The 18510-nt window shown below is 70.7% G+C and carries 14 protein-coding genes and 2 tRNA genes; 4 read left to right on the forward strand and 12 right to left on the reverse strand.

Annotation, left to right across the window (positions count from 1 at the left end):
• Positions 1 to 21: 21 nt before the first annotated feature.
• Positions 22 to 549, reverse strand: coding sequence for a peptidylprolyl isomerase (locus ACOTKD_RS07145; protein WP_424888032.1), 528 nt, complete (start codon positions 547 to 549; stop codon positions 22 to 24).
• A gap of 254 nt (positions 550 to 803) precedes the next feature.
• Here ACOTKD_RS07145 and ACOTKD_RS07150 point away from each other — a divergent pair, with 254 nt between their 5' ends.
• Both ACOTKD_RS07150 and ACOTKD_RS07155 read left to right on the forward strand, forming a co-directional pair.
• Positions 804 to 1469, forward strand: coding sequence for a DUF5324 family protein (locus tag ACOTKD_RS07150; protein WP_424888033.1), 666 nt, complete (start codon positions 804 to 806; stop codon positions 1467 to 1469).
• A gap of 413 nt (positions 1470 to 1882) precedes the next feature.
• Complete coding sequence (locus tag ACOTKD_RS07155; protein WP_424888034.1) at positions 1883 to 2938, forward strand: hypothetical protein; 1056 nt, start codon at positions 1883 to 1885, stop codon at positions 2936 to 2938.
• Between the two features lie 92 nt (positions 2939 to 3030).
• Here ACOTKD_RS07155 and ACOTKD_RS07160 read toward each other — a convergent pair.
• Positions 3031 to 3103 (reverse strand) — tRNA-Ala (locus tag ACOTKD_RS07160).
• Positions 3104 to 3221: 118 nt separating this feature from the next.
• Between ACOTKD_RS07160 and ACOTKD_RS07165 the strand changes: the two genes are divergently transcribed.
• Both ACOTKD_RS07165 and ACOTKD_RS07170 read left to right on the forward strand, forming a co-directional pair.
• Complete coding sequence (locus ACOTKD_RS07165) at positions 3222 to 3767, forward strand: helix-turn-helix domain-containing protein (RefSeq protein WP_030366854.1); 546 nt, start codon at positions 3222 to 3224, stop codon at positions 3765 to 3767.
• Between the two features lie 13 nt (positions 3768 to 3780).
• Complete coding sequence (locus ACOTKD_RS07170; RefSeq protein WP_424888035.1) at positions 3781 to 4896, forward strand: serine/threonine-protein kinase; 1116 nt, start codon at positions 3781 to 3783, stop codon at positions 4894 to 4896.
• Between the two features lie 86 nt (positions 4897 to 4982).
• Here ACOTKD_RS07170 and ACOTKD_RS07175 read toward each other — a convergent pair whose 3' ends face one another.
• The 10 genes from ACOTKD_RS07175 to dnaA form a co-directional block, all read right to left on the reverse strand.
• On the reverse strand, positions 4983 to 5117 hold the full coding sequence (locus ACOTKD_RS07175) for a DLW-39 family protein (protein ID WP_003958712.1): 135 nt from the start codon (positions 5115 to 5117) through the stop codon (positions 4983 to 4985).
• A gap of 182 nt (positions 5118 to 5299) precedes the next feature.
• A tRNA-Ile gene (locus tag ACOTKD_RS07180) sits at positions 5300 to 5373 on the reverse strand.
• 72 nt (positions 5374 to 5445) lie between these two features.
• Positions 5446 to 6180 carry a DUF3566 domain-containing protein gene (locus tag ACOTKD_RS07185; protein WP_424888388.1) on the reverse strand — a complete coding sequence of 245 codons (735 nt, stop codon included), beginning with the start codon at positions 6178 to 6180 and terminating at the stop codon, positions 5446 to 5448.
• A 288-nt stretch (positions 6181 to 6468) separates the two neighbouring features.
• Positions 6469 to 9099: a DNA gyrase subunit A gene (gyrA, locus tag ACOTKD_RS07190; RefSeq protein ID WP_424888036.1), complete on the reverse strand. Its 2631-nt coding sequence runs from the start codon at positions 9097 to 9099 to the stop codon at positions 6469 to 6471.
• Between the two features lie 52 nt (positions 9100 to 9151).
• Positions 9152 to 11203: a DNA topoisomerase (ATP-hydrolyzing) subunit B gene (gene gyrB / locus ACOTKD_RS07195; protein WP_424888037.1), complete on the reverse strand. Its 2052-nt coding sequence runs from the start codon at positions 11201 to 11203 to the stop codon at positions 9152 to 9154.
• A 341-nt stretch (positions 11204 to 11544) separates the two neighbouring features.
• Positions 11545 to 12078, reverse strand: coding sequence for a DUF721 domain-containing protein (locus ACOTKD_RS07200; protein WP_424888038.1), 534 nt, complete (start codon positions 12076 to 12078; stop codon positions 11545 to 11547).
• Positions 12075 to 13199 carry a DNA replication/repair protein RecF gene (recF, locus tag ACOTKD_RS07205; protein WP_424888039.1) on the reverse strand — a complete coding sequence of 375 codons (1125 nt, stop codon included), beginning with the start codon at positions 13197 to 13199 and terminating at the stop codon, positions 12075 to 12077. Before recF ends, ACOTKD_RS07200 begins: the two co-directional genes overlap by 4 nt.
• A gap of 70 nt (positions 13200 to 13269) precedes the next feature.
• Entirely contained in the window at positions 13270 to 14145 is an 876-nt protein-coding gene (gene gnd / locus ACOTKD_RS07210; protein ID WP_424888040.1) for a phosphogluconate dehydrogenase (NAD(+)-dependent, decarboxylating), read from the reverse strand.
• A 254-nt stretch (positions 14146 to 14399) separates the two neighbouring features.
• Positions 14400 to 15530 carry a DNA polymerase III subunit beta gene (dnaN, locus tag ACOTKD_RS07215; protein WP_120754966.1) on the reverse strand — a complete coding sequence of 377 codons (1131 nt, stop codon included), beginning with the start codon at positions 15528 to 15530 and terminating at the stop codon, positions 14400 to 14402.
• A gap of 904 nt (positions 15531 to 16434) precedes the next feature.
• Entirely contained in the window at positions 16435 to 18381 is a 1947-nt protein-coding gene (gene dnaA / locus ACOTKD_RS07220) for a chromosomal replication initiator protein DnaA (protein WP_424888041.1), read from the reverse strand.
• Positions 18382 to 18510: the final 129 nt, after the last annotated feature.

Raw genomic sequence — 18510 nt, forward strand, 5'->3', positions numbered from 1 at the left:
GTTCCCTCGGGCGCCCTGCCGTCAGCGGGTCTCGACGACGACCGAGTTGATGACCACGTCGTTCACCGGGCGGTCGGTGCGCGGGTTGGTCTCGGTGGTGGCGATGGCGTCCACGACCTTCTTCGAGGCCTCGTCGGCGACCTCACCGAAGATCGTGTGCTTGCGGGTCAGCCACGTGGTGGGCGAGACGGTGATGAAGAACTGCGAGCCGTTGGTGCCCGGGCCGGCGTTGGCCATGGCCAGCAGGTAGGGCTTGGTGAAGGCCAGGTCGGGGTGGAACTCGTCCGCGAACTTGTAGCCGGGGCCGCCGGTGCCGTTGCCCAGCGGGTCACCGCCCTGGATCATGAAGCCCTCGATGACGCGGTGGAAGACCGTGCCGTCGTACAGCTTGTCCGTGGTCTTCTGGCCCGTCTCCGGGTTGATCCACGCGCGCTCGCCCTTCGCGAGCTCCACGAAGTTCTTCACCGTCTTCGGGGCGTGGTCCGGGAAGAGCCGGATCTCGATGTCGCCCTGGTTGGTCTTCAGGGTGGCGTAAAGCTGCTCGGCCACGGTCTACCTTCCCTAGTCTCCACTGACGGCTAACGATCCTCGCACGTACGGGTTGGCGGCGAGTAGCGGACAAACGCCCGCGCGCCGCGCGAAACCGTGGCATGGTCGAGCGGGGCTCACCGCTCCTTCACCCCACGCTCACTTCCCCGATGACCCGGATGCACGCTCGCACATGCCGGACCGCCCGTGCGCAGGCATGATTTTTCACTGGGTGGAAAGGCGACAAAACATACGCCACCGAGGAGGAGGATCTCGTGACCCGCAAGGACAGCGTGCGCGCCGCGACCAGCTCGGCGAAGGACAGTGTCCGGCACGCCGCGGAAGTGGTGGCGCCGTACGCCGGCACGGCCAAGGACGCCGCCGTGCACTACGCGCATGAGGCCCGGACACGGCTGGCGCCCAAGGTGGCGGAGGCCGCGCACCAGGCTCACTCCCAGTACGACGCCCATCTGCAGCCCCGGATCGAGCACGCCCGCGACGCCCTGCCGCCGAAGATCGACCAGGCCGCCGTGCGGGCGCGCACGACCGTCGAGCCGGTCTGGGACGAGGCCGTCGCCAGGAGCGTCGCCGCGTTCGCCGCGCTGCGCGGTCAGGTGAGCCCCAAGGAGATCGAGAGGCTGGTCGCCCGGCGCGACCGCCGGTGCCGGGCGGGGCGGGTGCTGCGCCGCCTCGCGGTGGCCGGCCTGGTCGCCGGCGCGGCGTACGCGGCCTGGAAGTGGTGGGACAAGCAGGCCAATCCGGACTGGCTCGTCGAGCCGCCCGAGGCCACGGAGGTCCGGGACCGGCCTCCGCTGACGTCGGTCGACGGCACGGGCCCCGAGAGCGCGTCCTCACCGCTCGACCCGGAGGTCCAGGCCAAGCAGGCCGAAGCGGAGTCCTCTTCCGACAACGACGACGGCCCCGGCGACCGGCCGTTCTAGCCGGCCCCGGGCCGGCTGCGCCCCACGCGTCCGCGCCGGGCCTCCGGGCCCGGCGCGGGCGCATTTTTTGCGGGCCCGGCATTCGGACCCGCCATTCGGCCGGGCATCCGAGCCGGGCTTCAAACCCGCAGCCGGGCTTCAAACCCGCACAAAAGCGGAGTCTGTTACTCAAAGATTACCGATGCTTACCCGCAGGGTATTCCCATTCCTTTTCGGAAAAGCCGCCGGTAGAGTCTGAGAAGGCTGATCGAAGGGGTCACACCGCGACCTCGCCTTCGTTTCCATGGGCGGCCGCCCGGCCTTCGGCCGCTGTATTTCTTTCTCGCCGGCCCGCTCGGCACTGCCCGGGCGGTCGGGCAGTGCCGGGCTCAGCCCTGGGGCGCACCCCCACCAGGCCGACGAATGAGAAGAAGATGGATAAATTCGCTACGGAGGCGCCGGCGCTCTCGCCTCTCGGTGACCTCCATGTGCTGCTCTACCGCATGGCGCTCGAACAGGGCAGTCTCCGGCCGGAAGCGGCCGCCCGCCGCTTAGACGTGCCGGGCGCCGACGTCAGCGCCGCTGTGGACGACCTCTCCCGGCTGCACCTGCTGCGCCCCGCCGAGGAGGGGACCGGCGCCGGCCGGCCCCCCGGGGAGCACACCGCCGGCCACGGCACCGAGTACGCCGCCCGCAGCCCCGACGCCGCCGTCACCCACGTGACCGGCCCCATCGAGGCGCGGATCCAGCAGCTGCACCGCGAGTCCGAGCGGATGAGCAGTCATGTGCTGGCCATGAAGCCGGTCTTCGAGGAGTCCTGGCACGGCCACTTCACCCGGACGCCCATCGAGTACCTGACCCTTCCCGACGCCGTCCGCTCCGCTCTCGAACGCCTCTCCGCCGCCGCCCGCACGGAGGTCGCCGCCGCCCACCCCGACGTGCCGGCCCCCGCGGCCCTGGAGGAAGGGCTGCAGCGCACCACCGAAGTGATCGGCCGCGGTGTGCTCGCGCGGACCCTCTACCCCCACTCCGTCCTCACCCACGCCCATGTGCGCCGGCACCTGAGCCGGATGGTGGCGCTCGGCGCCCAGGTCCGCACCACCGCCCACGTGCCCGACCGGGTCCTCTTCTTCGACGCAGGCACCGCCGTCCTCGCCGACCACGGCAGCTCCTCCGGCGACGGCAAGGGCGCGCTCGCCGTCCGGGACCCCTCGCTCGTGCGCTTCCTCTACCGGTCCTGGGAGAGCGCCTGGGAGTCCGCGCGGCCCTTCACCGGAACGCCCGGCGACGGCGGCGCCAAGGACGAACTGCGCCGCTCCGTCCTCGAACTCCTGGAGTCCGGCATGAAGGACGGCATGGCGGCCCGCCGGCTCGCCATGTCCGTCACCACCTACCGCCGCCACGTCACCGAACTGCTCGCCGAGCTCGGCGCCCAGAGCCGTTTCCAGGCGGGAAGCTACGCCCGCCGCGCGGGGCTGCTGGACGGCTGAGGCGCGGCCCGCCCCGGTCACGCGGGCCGGGCGACAGCTCCACGAAAAATCCCCTCCGCTCTGCATTTCTGCAGGTCGGAGGGGATTTCTTGTGGAGCCTAGGGGAGTCGAACCCCTGACATCTGCCATGCAAAGACAGCGCTCTACCAACTGAGCTAAGGCCCCGTCGCCGACCAGACTACCCGGTGCCCGCGGTGTTTTCCGACCGGGTATCGCCGCGGACCAGCACTCTCCGTAGGATGCACCGCAAGATTCGCTGCAGCGAAGCGAAGGGGAGAGCGAGATGGACGCAGCACAGCAGGAAGCCACCGCCCGCGCACGGGAGCTGCAGCGGAGCTGGTACGGAGAGCCGCTGGGAGCGCTCTTCCGCCGTCTCATCGACGACCTCGGCCTCAACCAGGCCCGGCTCGCCTCCGTGCTCGGCCTGTCGGCTCCCATGCTCTCCCAGCTGATGAGCGGCCAGCGCGCGAAGATCGGCAACCCCGCGGTCGTCCAGCGGGTCCAGGCGCTGCAGGAGCTCTCCCGCCAGGTCGCCGACGGCACCGTGAGCGCCGCCGAGGCGGCCGACCGGATGGAGGAGGTCAAGAAGAGCTCGGGCGGCTCCGTCCTCAACTCCACGCAGACGACGGCCAGCAGCGGCGCGCCGACCGTGCGCCGGGTGGTCCGCGAGATCCAGTCCCTGCTGCGCTCCGTCGCCGGCGCGGGCGACATCATCGAGGCCGCGCAGAGCCTCGCCCCCACCCACCCCGAACTCGCCGAGTTCCTGCGGGTGTACGGCGCCGGGCGGACCGCCGAGGCGGTCGCGCACTACGAGGCCCACCAGAGCTGACCGCGCGCACGCGATGGGTGAGCTCTTCGCCGGGCGCTACGAGCTGGTGGACCCGATCGGCCGGGGCGGAGTGGGGGCCGTCTGGCGCGCCTGGGACCGGCGCCGGCGCCGCTACGTGGCGGCCAAGGTCCTCCAGCAGAGCGACGCCCACACCCTGCTGAGGTTCGTCCGCGAGCAGGGCTTACGGATCGACCACCCGCACGTGGTCGCGCCGATGAGCTGGGCCGCCGACGACGACAAGGTGCTGTTCACCATGGACGTGGTGAGCGGCGGCTCCCTCGCCCATCTCATCGGCGACTACGGGCCCTTGCCGCCGCACTACGTGTGCGTCCTGCTGGACCAGCTGCTGTCGGGCCTCGCGGCGGTGCACGCCGAAGGCGTGGTGCACCGGGACATCAAGCCCGCGAACGTCCTCCTGGAGGCGACCGGCACCGGCCGGCCCCACGTCCGGCTCTCCGACTTCGGCATCGCCATGCGAAAGGGCGAGCCCCGGCTGACCGACGCCAACTACGTGATGGGCACACCCGGTTATTTCGCGCCGGAGCAAATGCTGGGCGACGAGCCCGATTTCCCCGCCGACCTCTATGCCGTCGGCCTCACCGCGCTGTATCTCCTCACCGGCCGCAAGCCCGACGCCGAGGCGCTCGTGGAGCGCTTCGCCGAGCACGGCACGCCCGGCGCCCCGGAAGAGGTCCCCGAGCCCCTCTGGCACGTGATCGCGGGCCTCCTGCAGCCGGATCCGGGGCTGCGCTTCCGTACGGCCACGGGCGCGCGCAAGGCGCTCGCCGAGGCCGTGGAGCTGCTGGGCGCGCCCGGCGCGGACGAGGAGCCCATCGAGGTCTTCGACCAGCTCGGGCCGCTGCCCGCGGGGTTCGGCCCGGACGGCCCGCAGCGCCCGGCCGCGCCGGCGGGACCGGTGGCGCCGCCCCTGCCGGCCTATCCGCCGCCCACGCGCGCGTACACGGCGCCGCAGCCCGTACCGCCGGAGCTCGTACCGCCGCGGCCCGCGGAGCCGCCGGCCCGGCAGCCGGCGCGGCAGCCCGGCCCGCCCACGAAGGTGGCCGTTCCCGTGCTGATCGTCGCGCTGCTCTGCCTGGGCATCGGCTTCTGGGCGCTCAGCATCAGCTAGGTTGCTCTCGCAAATAAATCATTTGCGTATGAAAATAGCAGGGCCCCGGCCGTGTCGGCCGGGGCCCTGCTCAGGACTCGTTTGTCTCACACACCCGAACCTGCGGGCACGGAGTCGGTCGCCTCCGTCCACAGGTCCTGCTCGGCGCGATCCGCCTGGATCTGGCGGTACACGAGGAGCCCGCCGATGGCGGCCAGTGCGACCAGGAGGAGCTTCTTCACCGCGCGACCTCGTCTTTCCTTGACGTAAGGGGACCTCTGGTGGCCGATGATACACACCGGCCGATACCGATCGGTGACCTGTGCGGCACCCGGTCCGCCGTCCGGCCGCGGGCCCAACTCCCCACCTGGGGAAAACAGATCGGCCCGGGCGGAGAAAATCTCCGACCGGGCCGATCGTGCGGTGGGGCTAACAGGACTTGAACCTGTGGCCTCTTCCTTATCAGGGAAGCGCTCTAACCGTCTGAGCTATAGCCCCGCGCGACACCGAAAGATTAGCGCACTTGGGGCCCAGTCCCAAAATCCTGTCCGGCCGGGCCCCTGCGCACGACTACTCGTCCTCGGCGAGGGTCAGCTCCACGCCGCCCACGAAGCCCGCCGAGAGGTTGTAGACGAAGGCCCCCAGGGTGGCCAGCGCGGTCGCCAGGACCACGTTGATCACCGCGATGACCGAGGTGAAGAGGAGCACCCGGGGCAGCGACAGGAACGACTGCAGGTCGAAGCCGCCGCCGTCGCTGGAGGTCGTGGCGTCGCTGATCGTCCCGCCGACGGTCGAGAAGACGCCCATGGCGTCCATGACGCCCCACAGCACGCCCGCCGCGACGATCGTGCAGATGCCCAGCGCGATCGACAGCAGGAAGCTGACCTTCATCACCGACCACGGGTCGGCCTTGGACACCCGCAGGCGCGCGGTGCGCGTACGGGGCGCGGGGCGCCCTGCCGGGCGGGGCGCGGCGCCGGAGTCCCCGCCGGCCTGCACGGGCTCCTGACGGGCCGCGGGGCGCGGCACGGCAGTGCCCGCGCCACCGGCCTTCTGAGGCTCCTGGCGGGCCGTCTGGGCAGCACCGGAGCCCTTGCCCGCGGCACCCTTCTTGAGGGCACCCGAGGCGGCCTTGGGGCCGTCCTGGCCGGGGATGCGGGGCGGAGCCTTGACGGCGTTCCGCGGGTCGGCCGAGGAGGCCTTCGCCGAGCCCTTCGCGGCGGACTTGCCGCCGTTGCTCCCGGCGCTCACGCCGTCGGTGTCATCCGCCACGGCTGCAGCCTTCCCCGCCTCGGCCGCCTTCACCTCTGCGGAAGGCGCGGTCTTGGATGTCGCGGCCTTCGCCGCCTTGCCGGACTTCCCGGCACCGCCGGACCCGGCAGCCGCCCCGGCTCCGGCCGACCCGGCCGGAGGCTCGTACGCCTGCGGCGGGTGGTACGGCTCCGGCTTGCGCGTGTCCGTCAACGTCCCCCCCTGGGAGTCGGCGTCCGCGGCGGAGCCACGGGCGCCGGCCTCATCGGTAGCAGGTGCGGCGGTAGTGCTGCGCTCGGCACCTGCACCGCTTGCCGCGGCGCCCGTGGCTCGACTCACGACTTACTCCTCGGTGTTTCCTGCCGGGGCGGATGCGCCCTCGGCACCCTGGACCCCGTCGCCCTCGGCTGCGTCGGCCAACTCATCGACCTCTTCAGCCTCGCGACCGGCCTCGGCGTTCCGTGCGATGCCCACAACGGCATCGCGCTTGCCCAAGTTGATCAGCTGGACGCCCATGGTGTCACGGCCCGTCTCCCTGACCTCGCTGACCCGTGTGCGGATCACGCCGCCGCCGAGCGTAATGGCAAGGATCTCGTCGGTCTCCTCGACCACCAGCGCACCGACCAGCGAGCCTCGATCCTCCACGATCTTGGCCGCCTTGATACCGAGGCCGCCGCGGCCCTGAACGCGGTACTCGTCCACATTCGACCGCTTCGCATAGCCGCCGTCGGTCGCGGTGAAGACGTACGTCCCCGGACGCACGACGCTCATGGAGAGCAGCTCGTCGCCCTCGCGGAAGCTCATGCCCTTGACGCCGGACGTGGCCCGGCCCATCGGGCGGAGGGCTTCATCCGTAGCGGTGAACCGGATGGACTGCGCCTTCTTGCTGATCAGCAGCAGGTCGTCCGCGGCGGAGACCAGCTCGGCACCGATCAGCTCGTCCTCGGCACCGCTCTCGGTCTCGCGCAGGTTGATGGCGATGACGCCGCCGGACCGCGGGGAGTCGTAGTCCTTCAGCGGGGTCTTCTTCACCAGGCCGGACTTGGTGGCGAGCACCAGGTACGGCGCGGCCTCGTAGTCGCGGACGGCGAGGATCTGGGCGATCTTCTCGTCCGGCTGGAAGGCCAGCAGGTTGGCCACGTGCTGGCCGCGGGCGTCGCGCCCGGCGTCCGGCAGCTCGTAGGCCTTGGCGCGGTAGACCCGGCCCTTGTTGGTGAAGAACAGCAGCCAGTGGTGGGTGGTGGAGACGAAGAAGTGGTCGACGATGTCGTCTTCCTTGAGCTTCGTGCCCCGCACGCCCTTGCCGCCGCGCTTCTGCGAGCGGTAGTCGTCGGTCTTGGTGCGCTTCACATAGCCGCCACGGGTGATCGTGACGACGATGTCCTCCTCGGCGATCAGGTCCTCGATGGACATGTCGCCGTCGAAGGGCACCAGCGCCGAGCGCCGGTCCTCGCCGAACTTCTCGACGATCGCCGTGAGTTCCTCGCTGATGATCTGGCGCTGGCGCTCGGGCGAGGCGAGGATCGCGTTGTACTCGTTGATCTTCGCCTGGAGCTCGTCGTGCTCCGCCACGATCTTCTGGCGCTCCAGGGCGGCCAGCCGGCGCAGCTGCATCTCCAGGATCGCGTTGGCCTGGATCTCGTCGATCTGCAGCAGGCCCATCAGGCCCTCGCGGGCGACGTCGACGGTGTCGCTGCGCCGGATCAGCGCGATGACCTCGTCGATGGCGTCCAGGGCCTTGAGCAGGCCGCGGAGGATGTGGGCGCGCTCCTCGGCCTTGCGCAGCCGGAAGCGGGTGCGCCGGACGATGACCTCGATCTGGTGCGTCACCCAGTTGCGGATGAACGCGTCCAGGGAGAGGGTGCGCGGCACGCCGTCGACCAGGGCCAGCATGTTGGCGCCGAAGTTGGTCTGCAGGTCGGTGTGCTTGTAGAGGTTGTTGAGGACGACCTTGGCGACCGCGTCCCGCTTGAGGACGATCACCAGGCGCTGGCCGGTGCGGGACGAGGTCTCGTCGCGGACGTCGGCGATGCCGCCGATCTTGCCGTCCTTCACCAGGTCGGCGATCTTCTGCGCGAGGTTGTCCGGGTTGACCTGGTAGGGCAGCTCGGTGACCACCAGGCACTGGCGGTTCTGGATCTCCTCGACCTCGACGACGGCGCGCATGGTGATCGAGCCGCGGCCGGTGCGGTAGGCCTCCTCGATGCCCTTGCGGCCGACCACGAGGGCGCCGGTCGGGAAGTCGGGGCCCTTGATCCGCTCGATGAGCGCGTCCAGCAGCTCCTCGGAGCTCGCCTCCGGGTTGGCCAGGAACCACTGGGCTCCCTCGGCCACCTCGCGCAGGTTGTGCGGCGGGATGTTGGTGGCCATGCCGACCGCGATACCGGCGGAGCCGTTGACCAGCAGGTTGGGGATGCGCGACGGCAGGACCGTCGGCTCCTGGTTGCGGCCGTCGTAGTTGTCCTGGAAGTCGACGGTCTCCTCGTCGATGTCCCGGACCATCTCCATGGACAGCGGCGCCATCTTGCACTCGGTGTACCGCATGGCGGCGGCCGGGTCGTTGCCCGGGGAACCGAAGTTGCCGTTGGAGTCGACCAGCGGCATCCGCATGGCCCAGGGCTGGGCGAGACGGACCAGGGCGTCGTAGATGGAGGCGTCACCGTGCGGGTGGTACGTACCCATGACGTCACCGACGACGCGGGCGCACTTGTAGAAGCCCTTCTCGGGCCGGTAGCCGCCGTCGTACATCGCGTAGAGCACGCGGCGGTGCACCGGCTTGAGGCCGTCGCGCACGTCGGGCAGCGCACGCGAGACGATCACGCTCATCGCGTAGTCGAGGTAGGAGCGCTGCATCTCCGTCTCGAGCCCGACGGGCTCGACGCGCATGCCCACGCCCTCCAGCGGGGCGGGAGCGCCCTCGGGGGTCACCTCGGGCACGGGGGCGGTGGGGGTCTCAGGGGTTTCGTCGGCCATGGGTGTTCAAAGTCCTTTCGCGCTGCGGCTGTCTCGGGATGGGCCGACGGGCTCAGATGTCGAGGAAGCGGACGTCCTTGGCGTTGCGCTGGATGAAGGAGCGCCGGGCCTCGACGTCCTCGCCCATGAGCACCGAGAACAGGTCGTCCGCCTGCGCGGCGTCGTCCAGGGTGACCTGGCCGAGGACGCGGTGGTCGACGTCCATCGTGGTCACGCGCAGCTCCTCGGCGTTCATCTCACCGAGACCCTTGAAGCGCTGGACCGAGTCGTCCTTGATCCGCTTGCCGTTCTCGCGGCCGAGCTGGATCAGGGCGTCGCGCTCGCGGTCGGAGTAGGCGTACTCGAAGTCGTCCCGGCCCCACTTGATCTTGTAGAGCGGGGGACGGGAGAGGTAGACGTGGCCGGCCTCGACCAGGGGGCGCATAAAGCGGAAGAGGAAGGTGAGCAGCAGGGTGTTGATGTGCTGACCGTCGACGTCGGCGTCCGCCATCAGGATGATCTTGTGATAGCGGAGCTTCGCGATGTCGAAGTCCTCGTGCACGCCCGTGCCGAAGGCGGAGATCAGCGCCTGGATCTCCTGGTTCTGCAGGATCTTGTCGATCCGCGCCTTCTCCACGTTGAGGATCTTGCCGCGGATCGGGAGGATCGCCTGGTACTGCGGGTTCCGGCCGGACTTGGCCGAGCCGCCGGCGGAGTCACCCTCGACGATGAAGATCTCGCACTTGGCCGGCTCGTTCGACTGGCAGTCGGAGAGCTTGCCCGGCAGCGACGCCGTCTCCAGCAGGCCCTTGCGGCGGGTGAGGTCACGCGCCTTGCGGGCCGCGACGCGCGCGGTGGCGGCCTGGATGGACTTGCGGATGATGTCCGCGGCCTCGTTCGGATTGCGGTCCAGCCAGTCCGTCAGCTGCTCGTGGACGACCTTCTGCACGAAGGTCTTGGCCTCGGTGTTGCCCAGCTTGGTCTTGGTCTGGCCCTCGAACTGCGGCTCGCCCAGCTTGACGGAGATGATCGCCGTCAGGCCCTCGCGGATGTCGTCGCCCGTGAGGTTGTCGTCCTTCTCGCGGAGCAGCTTCTTGTCGCGCGCGTAGCGGTTGATCAGACCGGTCAGCGCCGCGCGGAAGCCCTCCTCGTGCGTACCGCCCTCATGGGTGTGGATGGTGTTCGCGAAGCTGTAGACACCCTCGGTGTACTGGGTGTTCCACTGCATCGCGACCTCGACCGAGAGCATCCGCTCCTTGTCCTCGGCGTCGAAGTCGATCACCGTGGGGTGGATGACCTCGCCCTTGCGCGAGTTGAGGTAGCGGACGAAGTCCGAGATGCCGCCCTCGTAGTGGTAGCGGACGGTGAGGGGCTTGCCCTCCTCGTCCACGTGGGCCGGGCGCTCGTCCGTCAGCGAGATGGTGAGGCCCTTGTTGAGGAACGCCATCTCCTGGAAGCGCCGCGAGAGCGTCTCGAAGGAGTACTCGGTGGTCTCGAAGATGTCGCCGTCGGCCCAGAAGGTGACCGAGGTGCCGTGCTCGTCGGTCGCCTCGTTCTGCTGCAGGGGGGCGGTCGGGACGCCGAGCTTGTAGTCCTGGGTCCACCGGAAGCCGTCGGTCTTCACCTCGACCGCGACGCGCGTGGACAGCGCGTTGACGACCGAGACGCCGACGCCGTGCAGACCGCCGGAGACCGCGTAGCCGCCGCCGCCGAACTTGCCGCCCGCGTGCAGGACGGTCAGGACGACCTCGACGGCGGGCTTGCCCTCGGAGGGCACGATGCCGACCGGGATGCCACGGCCGTTGTCCACGACGCGCACGCCGCCGTCGGAGAGGATCGTGACGTCGATGGTGTCCGCGTGGCCCGCGAGGGCCTCGTCGACGGAGTTGTCCACGACCTCGTAGACGAGGTGGTGCAGGCCGCGTTCACCGGTCGAGCCGATGTACATGCCGGGCCGCTTGCGGACGGCGTCCAGACCCTCCAGGACGGTGATCGCGCTGGCGTCGTAGGACGCGGCGCCGGGTGCGCCCGCGGGTGCGGTCCCCGCCGCATCGTCCGTAGAAGGGGTGGTGTTCTCGTTGGGGTTGCCGGAATCGGCCACGAAGCGCCCTTTCTGGCACAGCACAGGCCATCCCCGACTGCGGCGGGGAGACCCCACCCGAGGCAGGCAGGAGCGGCTGCGTCGTTCTGCGTTGGTCGACGAGTCCCGCAAGCCGGCGGGATTGTGACCAGTCTACCGGTAGCGCTGACATGAATGGGGGTTTGGCGGTGCCTGAGCCTGCACGTGCCGCCCTGAACCGGCATCAGCCGACTCCCTATATGCGCCCCCGGGCTCCGAGAGGCTCACAGCGGCACTCAGCGCTTCGGGCTGTCAACCGCCCGCTACCGTGAGCGGGGTCTCAGCGCCGGCCCACCCGCCCCGCGAGCCGACCCGTGTCCCGCACCGCTCCGCGGGCGGCTCCGTGATCAGCCGTACGTGTCGCCCGGGCCCGTGCTGCCGGGGGCGCGCAGCGAGCCGTAGCGGCGGCCCGGGCCACCCGGACCCAGCACCTTGATCGTCCGTACGGTGCCGTGCCCGAGGTCGTCGTTGAGCCGGGCCACCAGCTGCGGCGCCAGCAGGCGCAGCTGCGTCGCCCACGCCGTCGAGTCGCACTGCACCGTCAGGACGTGGGAGTCCTCGTCGAAGCTCTGCGGGGTGCAGTGCAGGGCCAGCGCGTCACCCACGATCTGCGGCCAGCGGCCCATCACCCCGCCCACCGCGGCGGGCTTCTCCCAGCCCCGCTCGGTGATCAGCCGGTTGATGGCGGCGCCCAGCGGCAGCGGGTCGCGGCCGTCGGCGCGCGCGCCCGAGCGCAGCCCGCCGCCGCGGCGCACCTGCTTCTTCTGCTGGGCCGCGGCGCCCCGCGCCCGCGCCTGCTCCTTGGCCGCGCGCAGCGCGACCCGCGCCAGGTCCACGCCGGAGGACTCGGGCGGCTTCGGGTGCTCGGACGGCGTGCTCATACGCGCTCCACCGTGCCGCCCGAGACCGCGTACCGGGCCCCGGTGAGGACCTCCGGCACGTCGTCGTCCACGGCGGCGGTGACCAGCACCTGTTCGCCGTGGGCCACCAGCTCCGCCAGCCGCTCCCGGCGCCGGGCGTCCAGCTCGGCGAAGACGTCGTCCAGGACGAGCACCGGCTCGTTGCCCTCGGAGCGCAGCAGCTCGTACGAGGCCAGGCGCAGCGCCAGCGCGTACGACCAGGACTCGCCGTGGCTCGCGTACCCCTTGGCCGGCAGCTGCCCGAGCCGCAGGAGGAGGTCGTCGCGGTGCGGGCCGACCAGCGTCACGCCCCGCTCGATCTCCTGCTTGCGGGCCTCGGCGAGCGCCGCGAGCAGCGCCTCGTACAGCTCCTCGCGGGTGTGGGCGCCCTCGATGCCGGCGGGCCCGCGGTAGTCGAAGGCGACCGGGCCGCCGCCGGGCGCCAGCTGCTCGTAGGCCTTGTCGGCCAGCGGGCGCAGGGCCGCGATCAGGTCCAGCCGCCGGGCCAGCAGCTCGGCGCCGGCGCGGGCCAGGTGCTGGTCCCAGATGTCGAGCGTGGACAGGTCCAGGCCCCGGCCGCCGTGGCGGCGGGCCATGGCCGCGCTCTTGAGCAGGGTGTTGCGCTGCTTGAGGACCCGCTCGTAGTCGGAGCGGACGCCCGCCATGCGCGGGGTGCGCGCGGTGATCAGCTCGTCCAGGAAGCGGCGGCGCTCGCCGGGGTCGCCCTTGACGAGGGCCAGGTCCTCGGGGGCGAACAGCACGGTGCGCACGATGCCGAGCACGTCACGCGGTCTGACCTGGGACGATCTATTGATCCGGGCGCGGTTGGCGCGGCCGGGGTTGAGCTCCAGCTCGATCAGCTGCTGTCGCTCGCCCTGGACCACCGCGGCCCGCACGACGGCGCGCTCGGCGCCCATCCGCACCAGCGGGGCGTCGGAGGAGACCCGGTGGCTGCCGAGGGTGGCCAGATAGCCGATCGCCTCGACGAGATTGGTCTTCCCCTGGCCGTTCGGGCCCACGAACGCCGTGACGCCCGGGTCGAGGGAGACCTCGGCCCGGGCGTACGAGCGGAAGTCGGCCAGCGACAGATGCGTGACATGCATGGTGCGCCGACCTCTTCCGCTGTGTACTGCTTGTACTGCTGTTGTCCGAGTGCTGCTTGCGCTCGGAGTGCTACTTGCTTTCGACGGCGTGGCCGCCGAACTGGTTGCGCAGCGCCGCGATCATCTTCATCTGCGGCGAGTCCTCCTGGCGGGAGGCGAAGCGCGCGAAGAGCGACGCGGTGATCGCGGGCAGCGGCACGGCGTTGTCGATCGCGGCCTCGACCGTCCAGCGGCCCTCGCCGGAGTCGGCGGCGTAACCGCGCAGCTTGTCGAGGTGCTCGTCCTCGTCGAGGGCGTTGACGGCCAGGTCGAGCAGCCAGGAGCGGATGACCGTGCCCTCCTGCCAGGAGCGGAAGACCTCGCGCACGTCGGTGACGGAGTCGACCTTCTCCAGCAGCTCCCAGCCCTCGGCGTAGGCCTGCATCATGGCGTACTCGATGCCGTTGTGGACCATCTTGGCGAAGTGGCCCGCACCGACCTTGCCCGCGTGCACCGCACCGAAGTCACCCTCGGGCTTCAGCGCGTCGAAGACCGGCTGGACGCGCGCGACGTTCGCCGCGTCGCCGCCGTACATCAGGGCATAGCCGTTCTCCAGGCCCCAGACACCGCCGGAGACGCCGCAGTCCACGAAGCCGATGCCCTTGGCACCCAGCTCCTCGGCGTGCTTCTCGTCGTCGGTCCAGCGGGAGTTGCCGCCGTCGACGACGATGTCGCCCGGGGAGAGCAGCTCTCCGAGCTCGTCGATCGTGGACTGGGTGGCGCCACCGGCCGGGACCATGACCCACACGACGCGCGGGCCCTGGAGGGAGTCGACCAGCTCCTTGAGGCTGCTGACATCCGCGAGGTCAGGGTTGCGGTCGTATCCGATGACGGTGTGGCCTGCGCGGCGGATGCGCTCGCGCATGTTGCCGCCCATCTTGCCGAGACCGACGAGACCGAGCTCCATGGGTGATCCTCTATGCCTTGATTGGGTGCGTACCTGGCTCCGAGCCTACGCCGGGCAGGCGCTGCACACCTGTGGGGTGACGGCGCTCAAAAGGAGGGCCGGCGCCCCCAGGGGGGCGCGGGGCGGCATCACTCTGCGGCTCCGCCGAGCGGACGCGGCCGACCGGGCGCGCCCTGTAAGGGGCGCGGGGAACTGCGCGACCAGCCACGGACGGCCCGCAGCCGAAAAGCCGCCGCGGGCCCTCACAGCCTCGCTCAGCCGGACAGGCGAACCGGCATGATCAGGTACTTGTACGCGTCGTCCGCCTCGGCGTCGACCGCCGGCTTGCCGCTCAGCAGCGCCGGCTTCGTCGACGTCGTGAAGGACAGCTGGGCGACCGGCGAGTCGATCGCCGACAGGCCCTCCAGCAGGAAGCCGGGGTTGAAGGCGATCGAGATGTCGTCGCCGTCCAGCTGCGCGTCGACCCGCTCCACAGCCTGTGCGTCGTCGCTGGAGCCCGCCTCCAGGATCAGCACCCCCTGCTCGAAGCTCAGCCGCACCGGGGTGTTCCGCTCGGCGACGAGCGCCACGCGCTTGACGGCCTCGACGAACGGCGCGGTCTCGATGACGGCGACCGAGTTGAACTCGGTGGGGAAGAGCGTGCGGTACTTCGGCAGGTCGCCCTCGAGCAGCCGCGTGGTCGTGCGGCGGCCGGCGCCCTCGAAGCCGATCAGGCCCTCGCCCGCGCCGGAGCCGGACAGGGCGATCGAGACGGAGTCGCCGCCGCTGAGGGACTTGGCGGTGTCCAGCAGGGTCTTGGCGGGGACCAGGGCGACCGCGGAGATGTCCGGGGTCTCGGGCTTCCACATGAACTCGCGGACCGCGAAGCGGTAGCGGTCGGTGGAGGCCAGGGTGACGGTGTCGCCCTCGATCTCGATGCGCACACCGGTGAGCACCGGCAGCGTGTCGTCACGGCCGGCGGCGATGGCGACCTGCGCGGCGGCGGCGGCGAAGACCTCGGCGGGGACGGTGCCCGTGGCGGTGGGCATCTGCGGCAGGGCCGGGTACTCCTCCACAGGCAGGGTGTGGAGTGTGAATCGCGAGGAGCCGCAGACCACGGTGACGCGCACACCGTCGGTGGAGATTTCCACAGGCCTGTTGGGAAGTGCGCGGCAGATGTCGGCGAGGAGGCGGCCGGAGACGAGGACGGTGCCGTCCTCTTCCACATCGGCGTCGACCGAGACGCGGGCGGAGACCTCGTAGTCGAAGCCGGAGAGGCTCAGGGAGCCGTCCTCGGCCTTCAGCAGCAGGCCCGCGAGGACGGGCACCGGCGGACGGGCCGGGAGGCTGCGGGCCGCCCAGGCCACTGCCTCCGCGAGTACATCGCGCTCCACCCGGATCTTCACCGGAACCGCCTCCTGCTTTGTTGCTGGCTCGCCCTGCTGGCTTCTTCGTCGGCTGCTTGCCGGAGACCAGTCTGACGTACGCCGCTGACAGCTGGTGCGACTCGGGGTCAAGTCGGGTCGGAGGGCGTGGCGCGGCCCGCGGCCGAGTTGTGCACAGGACCCACTTCGAAACGAGTTCCCCGCTTGATCTCTGTGGTCGTAGTAGTAGGGCCTGTGGAAACGGTGGACAACCCTCTTTGCCCAGGTCAACGCCGCTTTTTTGTCCACCGGGCCTGTGGGTGGGGGCAGTGGATAAGCGGGGTGCGCTGTGGACCGCCGAAAGTTCTGCACAACCGGTGCACAGGCGGGGCGCACTTCTCCCCAGGGCTGTCCCCAGTTTTACCCAGGTTCCCCACAGCCCAATCCGGCACCTTGGTGTGACGCCTTTCACTCGGTGCGGTGAGCGCGGGCGTTTCGTTGCCGAACAGTGGACAGGGGTGTGGAAAGACTGTGTACAACATCCACTCCCCTGTGGGCGGCCGGTGGACAACGCCGAGGGGGCCTTGTGGGTGATTAGTCTGTCCACAGGCTGTGGAAGACCGTCAGCCACAAATCCACACGCCCGTGACCTCGCCTGATGGGCTATCAACAGCCTGCTCTGTGGACGGCGTATGGACAACTTCGCAGCCCACAGGGTGTGGACGGCCGGTCGGCAAGGAAACTGTGGAGAACCCCGGGTCCGGCGCACGAAATCGAACAGAGCTGTCCACGGCTGTGGACGCCCGGCTCCCCCGGGACGCCCCTGCGACACCCTCAGGACTGCCTCGGGACTGCCTCGGGACCCCCTCAAGGACCGCTCAGGACCGCGAAAAGGGCGCTCCGGGAAGCGTCCCGAAGCGCCCTCAGGCGGTTCTCGCGGCTCTCGTCAGCCGTTCTTGATGCGGTTGGTCAGCTCGGTCACCTGGTTGTAGATGGAGCGCCGCTCGGCCATCAGCGCGCGGATCTTCCGGTCCGCGTGCATGACGGTCGTGTGGTCCCGCCCGCCGAACTGCGCGCCGATCTTCGGCAGGGACAGGTCCGTGAGCTCGCGGCAGAGGTACATGGCGATCTGCCGGGCCGTCACCAGCACGCGGCTGCGCGAGGCCCCGCACAGGTCCTCGACGGTGTGCCCGAAGTAGTCGGCGGTCGCGGCCATGATGGCCGGCGCCGTGATCTCCGGAGAGGCGTCCTCGCCGCCCGGGATCAGGTCCTTGAGGACGATCTCGGTCAGGCCCAGGTCGACGGGCTGCCGGTTCAGGCTCGCGAAGGCCGTCACCCGGATCAGCGCGCCCTCCAGCTCGCGGATGTTGCGCGAGATGCGGGAGGCGATGAACTCCAGGACCTCCGGCGGGGCGTTCAGCTGCTCCTGCACCGCCTTCTTGCGCAGGATCGCGATGCGGGTCTCCAGCTCGGGCGGCTGGACGTCCGTGATGAGGCCCCACTCGAAGCGGTTGCGCAGCCGGTCCTCCAGCGTCACCAGCTGCTTGGGCGGCCGGTCCGAGGACAGCACGATCTGCTTGTTCGCGTTGTGGAGGGTGTTGAAGGTGTGGAAGAACTCCTCCTGCGTCGACTCCTTGCTCGCGAGGAACTGGATGTCGTCGACCAGCAGGATGTCCATGTCGCGGTAGCGCTTGCGGAACGCGTCCGCCTTGCCGTCGCGGATGGAGTTGATGAACTCGTTGGTGAACTCCTCGGAGCTCACGTAGCGCACGCGCGTGCCCGGGTAGAGGCTGCGCGCGTAGTGCCCGATGGCGTGCAGCAGGTGGGTCTTCCCCAGGCCCGACTCGCCGTAGATGAAGAGGGGGTTGTACGCCTTCGCCGGCGCCTCGGCCACCGCGACCGCGGCGGCGTGGGCGAAGCGGTTGGACGCACCGATCACGAACGTGTCGAAGAGGTACTTCGGGTTCAGGCGGGCGGTCGGCTCGCCGGGTCCGGGGGCCGGGGACGGCTTCGCCGCGAGCGGGCCGGGGGCGCCGCCGGACGGGGGCCGCTCGGCCCGCTCGCCGCCGCGCGGGCCGCTCTCCGGCAGCTCACGGCCCGGGATGTCCCGGCCGGCCATGTCACGACCGGGCATGTCGCGGCCCGGCATGTCGTGGCGCTGCTGCTCGTACGGCATGCGCTCCGACGGCTGCGTCCGGTAGTCGGACCCCTGCGTTTCGTAGCCGCCGGGGTGCTGCTGCGAGGCGTACGGATCGCGTTCGCTTTCAGCGAAACCGCCGAGGCGCTGCTGCTGCCAGCTGTAGTCACTCCTGTCACCCCTGTCACCGGGGGGCAGCACCGGGGGGCCCGAGGGGGCCGAGTGGCGCGGCCACGCGCCGGGCTCGGGGCGCTGCTGCTGGTAGTCCGGGTAGGCCGGGCGCACGGACGGCAGGTCGTCGGCCGGGGCCTGGCGGCCGTAGCTCTCGCGGCCCTCGTAGGCGCCGTTGTCGAAGCTCTCGTAGCCGTCCCGGGACTCGTAGGCGTCGCGGCCCTGGCCGCCGCCCCGGCCCGGGGGCTCCTCGTAGCGCGACTGCTGCGGGGCCTGGGGGCGCTCGGCCGGGGGCTCGCCCGCGGAGTCGTCGACGGTGATCGCGATCCGGATCGGGCGGCCGCACTCACGGCTGAGCGCGTCGCTGACCAGCGGTGCGAGCCGGCCCTCGAGTACGCCCTTGGCGAATTCGTTGGGCACGGCCAGCAGGGCGGTGTCGGCGACGAGGGCCAGCGGCTGGCACCGCTTGATCCAGTGCTCGTCCTTGGTCTCGACGCCCTGGCCGCGCTTGTCCCGGCCCTCGCCCAGGAGCTGGTCGAGCACGCGCGGCCACACTGCGGCAAGATCGGCGGGCAGGTCAGCCACAGGGCACGCTCTCTCAGTCACTGGGGGCGCCCCGTGAGTCCCACGAATGTGTGGTTCTCGGGACGGGCGGGAAGGATTCGGAGTTCAGCCACGGTAGGCCGCCCGCGGTGCGCGGTTCAAGTCGTTGTC

Origin of the sequence: Streptomyces sp. XH2 (genome assembly GCF_049725035.1) — a bacterium.
GTDB classification, from domain to species: domain Bacteria; phylum Actinomycetota; class Actinomycetes; order Streptomycetales; family Streptomycetaceae; genus Streptomyces; species Streptomyces roseoverticillatus.

Bases quoted from the DNA above. Each gene is read 5' to 3' on its own strand.
- ACOTKD_RS07155 (WP_424888034.1), top strand. From the start codon at position 1,883: ATGGATAAATTCGCTACGGAGGCGCCGGCGCTCTCGCCTCTCGGTGAC.
- ACOTKD_RS07165 (WP_030366854.1), top strand. From the start codon at position 3,222: ATGGACGCAGCACAGCAGGAAGCCACCGCCCGCGCACGGGAGCTGCAG.
- ACOTKD_RS07170 (WP_424888035.1), top strand. From the start codon at position 3,781: ATGGGTGAGCTCTTCGCCGGGCGCTACGAGCTGGTGGACCCGATCGGC.
- gyrA (WP_424888036.1), bottom strand. From the start codon at position 9,099: ATGGCCGACGAAACCCCTGAGACCCCCACCGCCCCCGTGCCCGAGGTG.
- ACOTKD_RS07200 (WP_424888038.1), bottom strand. From the start codon at position 12,078: ATGAGCACGCCGTCCGAGCACCCGAAGCCGCCCGAGTCCTCCGGCGTG.
- recF (WP_424888039.1), bottom strand. From the start codon at position 13,199: ATGCATGTCACGCATCTGTCGCTGGCCGACTTCCGCTCGTACGCCCGG.
- gnd (WP_424888040.1), bottom strand. From the start codon at position 14,145: ATGGAGCTCGGTCTCGTCGGTCTCGGCAAGATGGGCGGCAACATGCGC.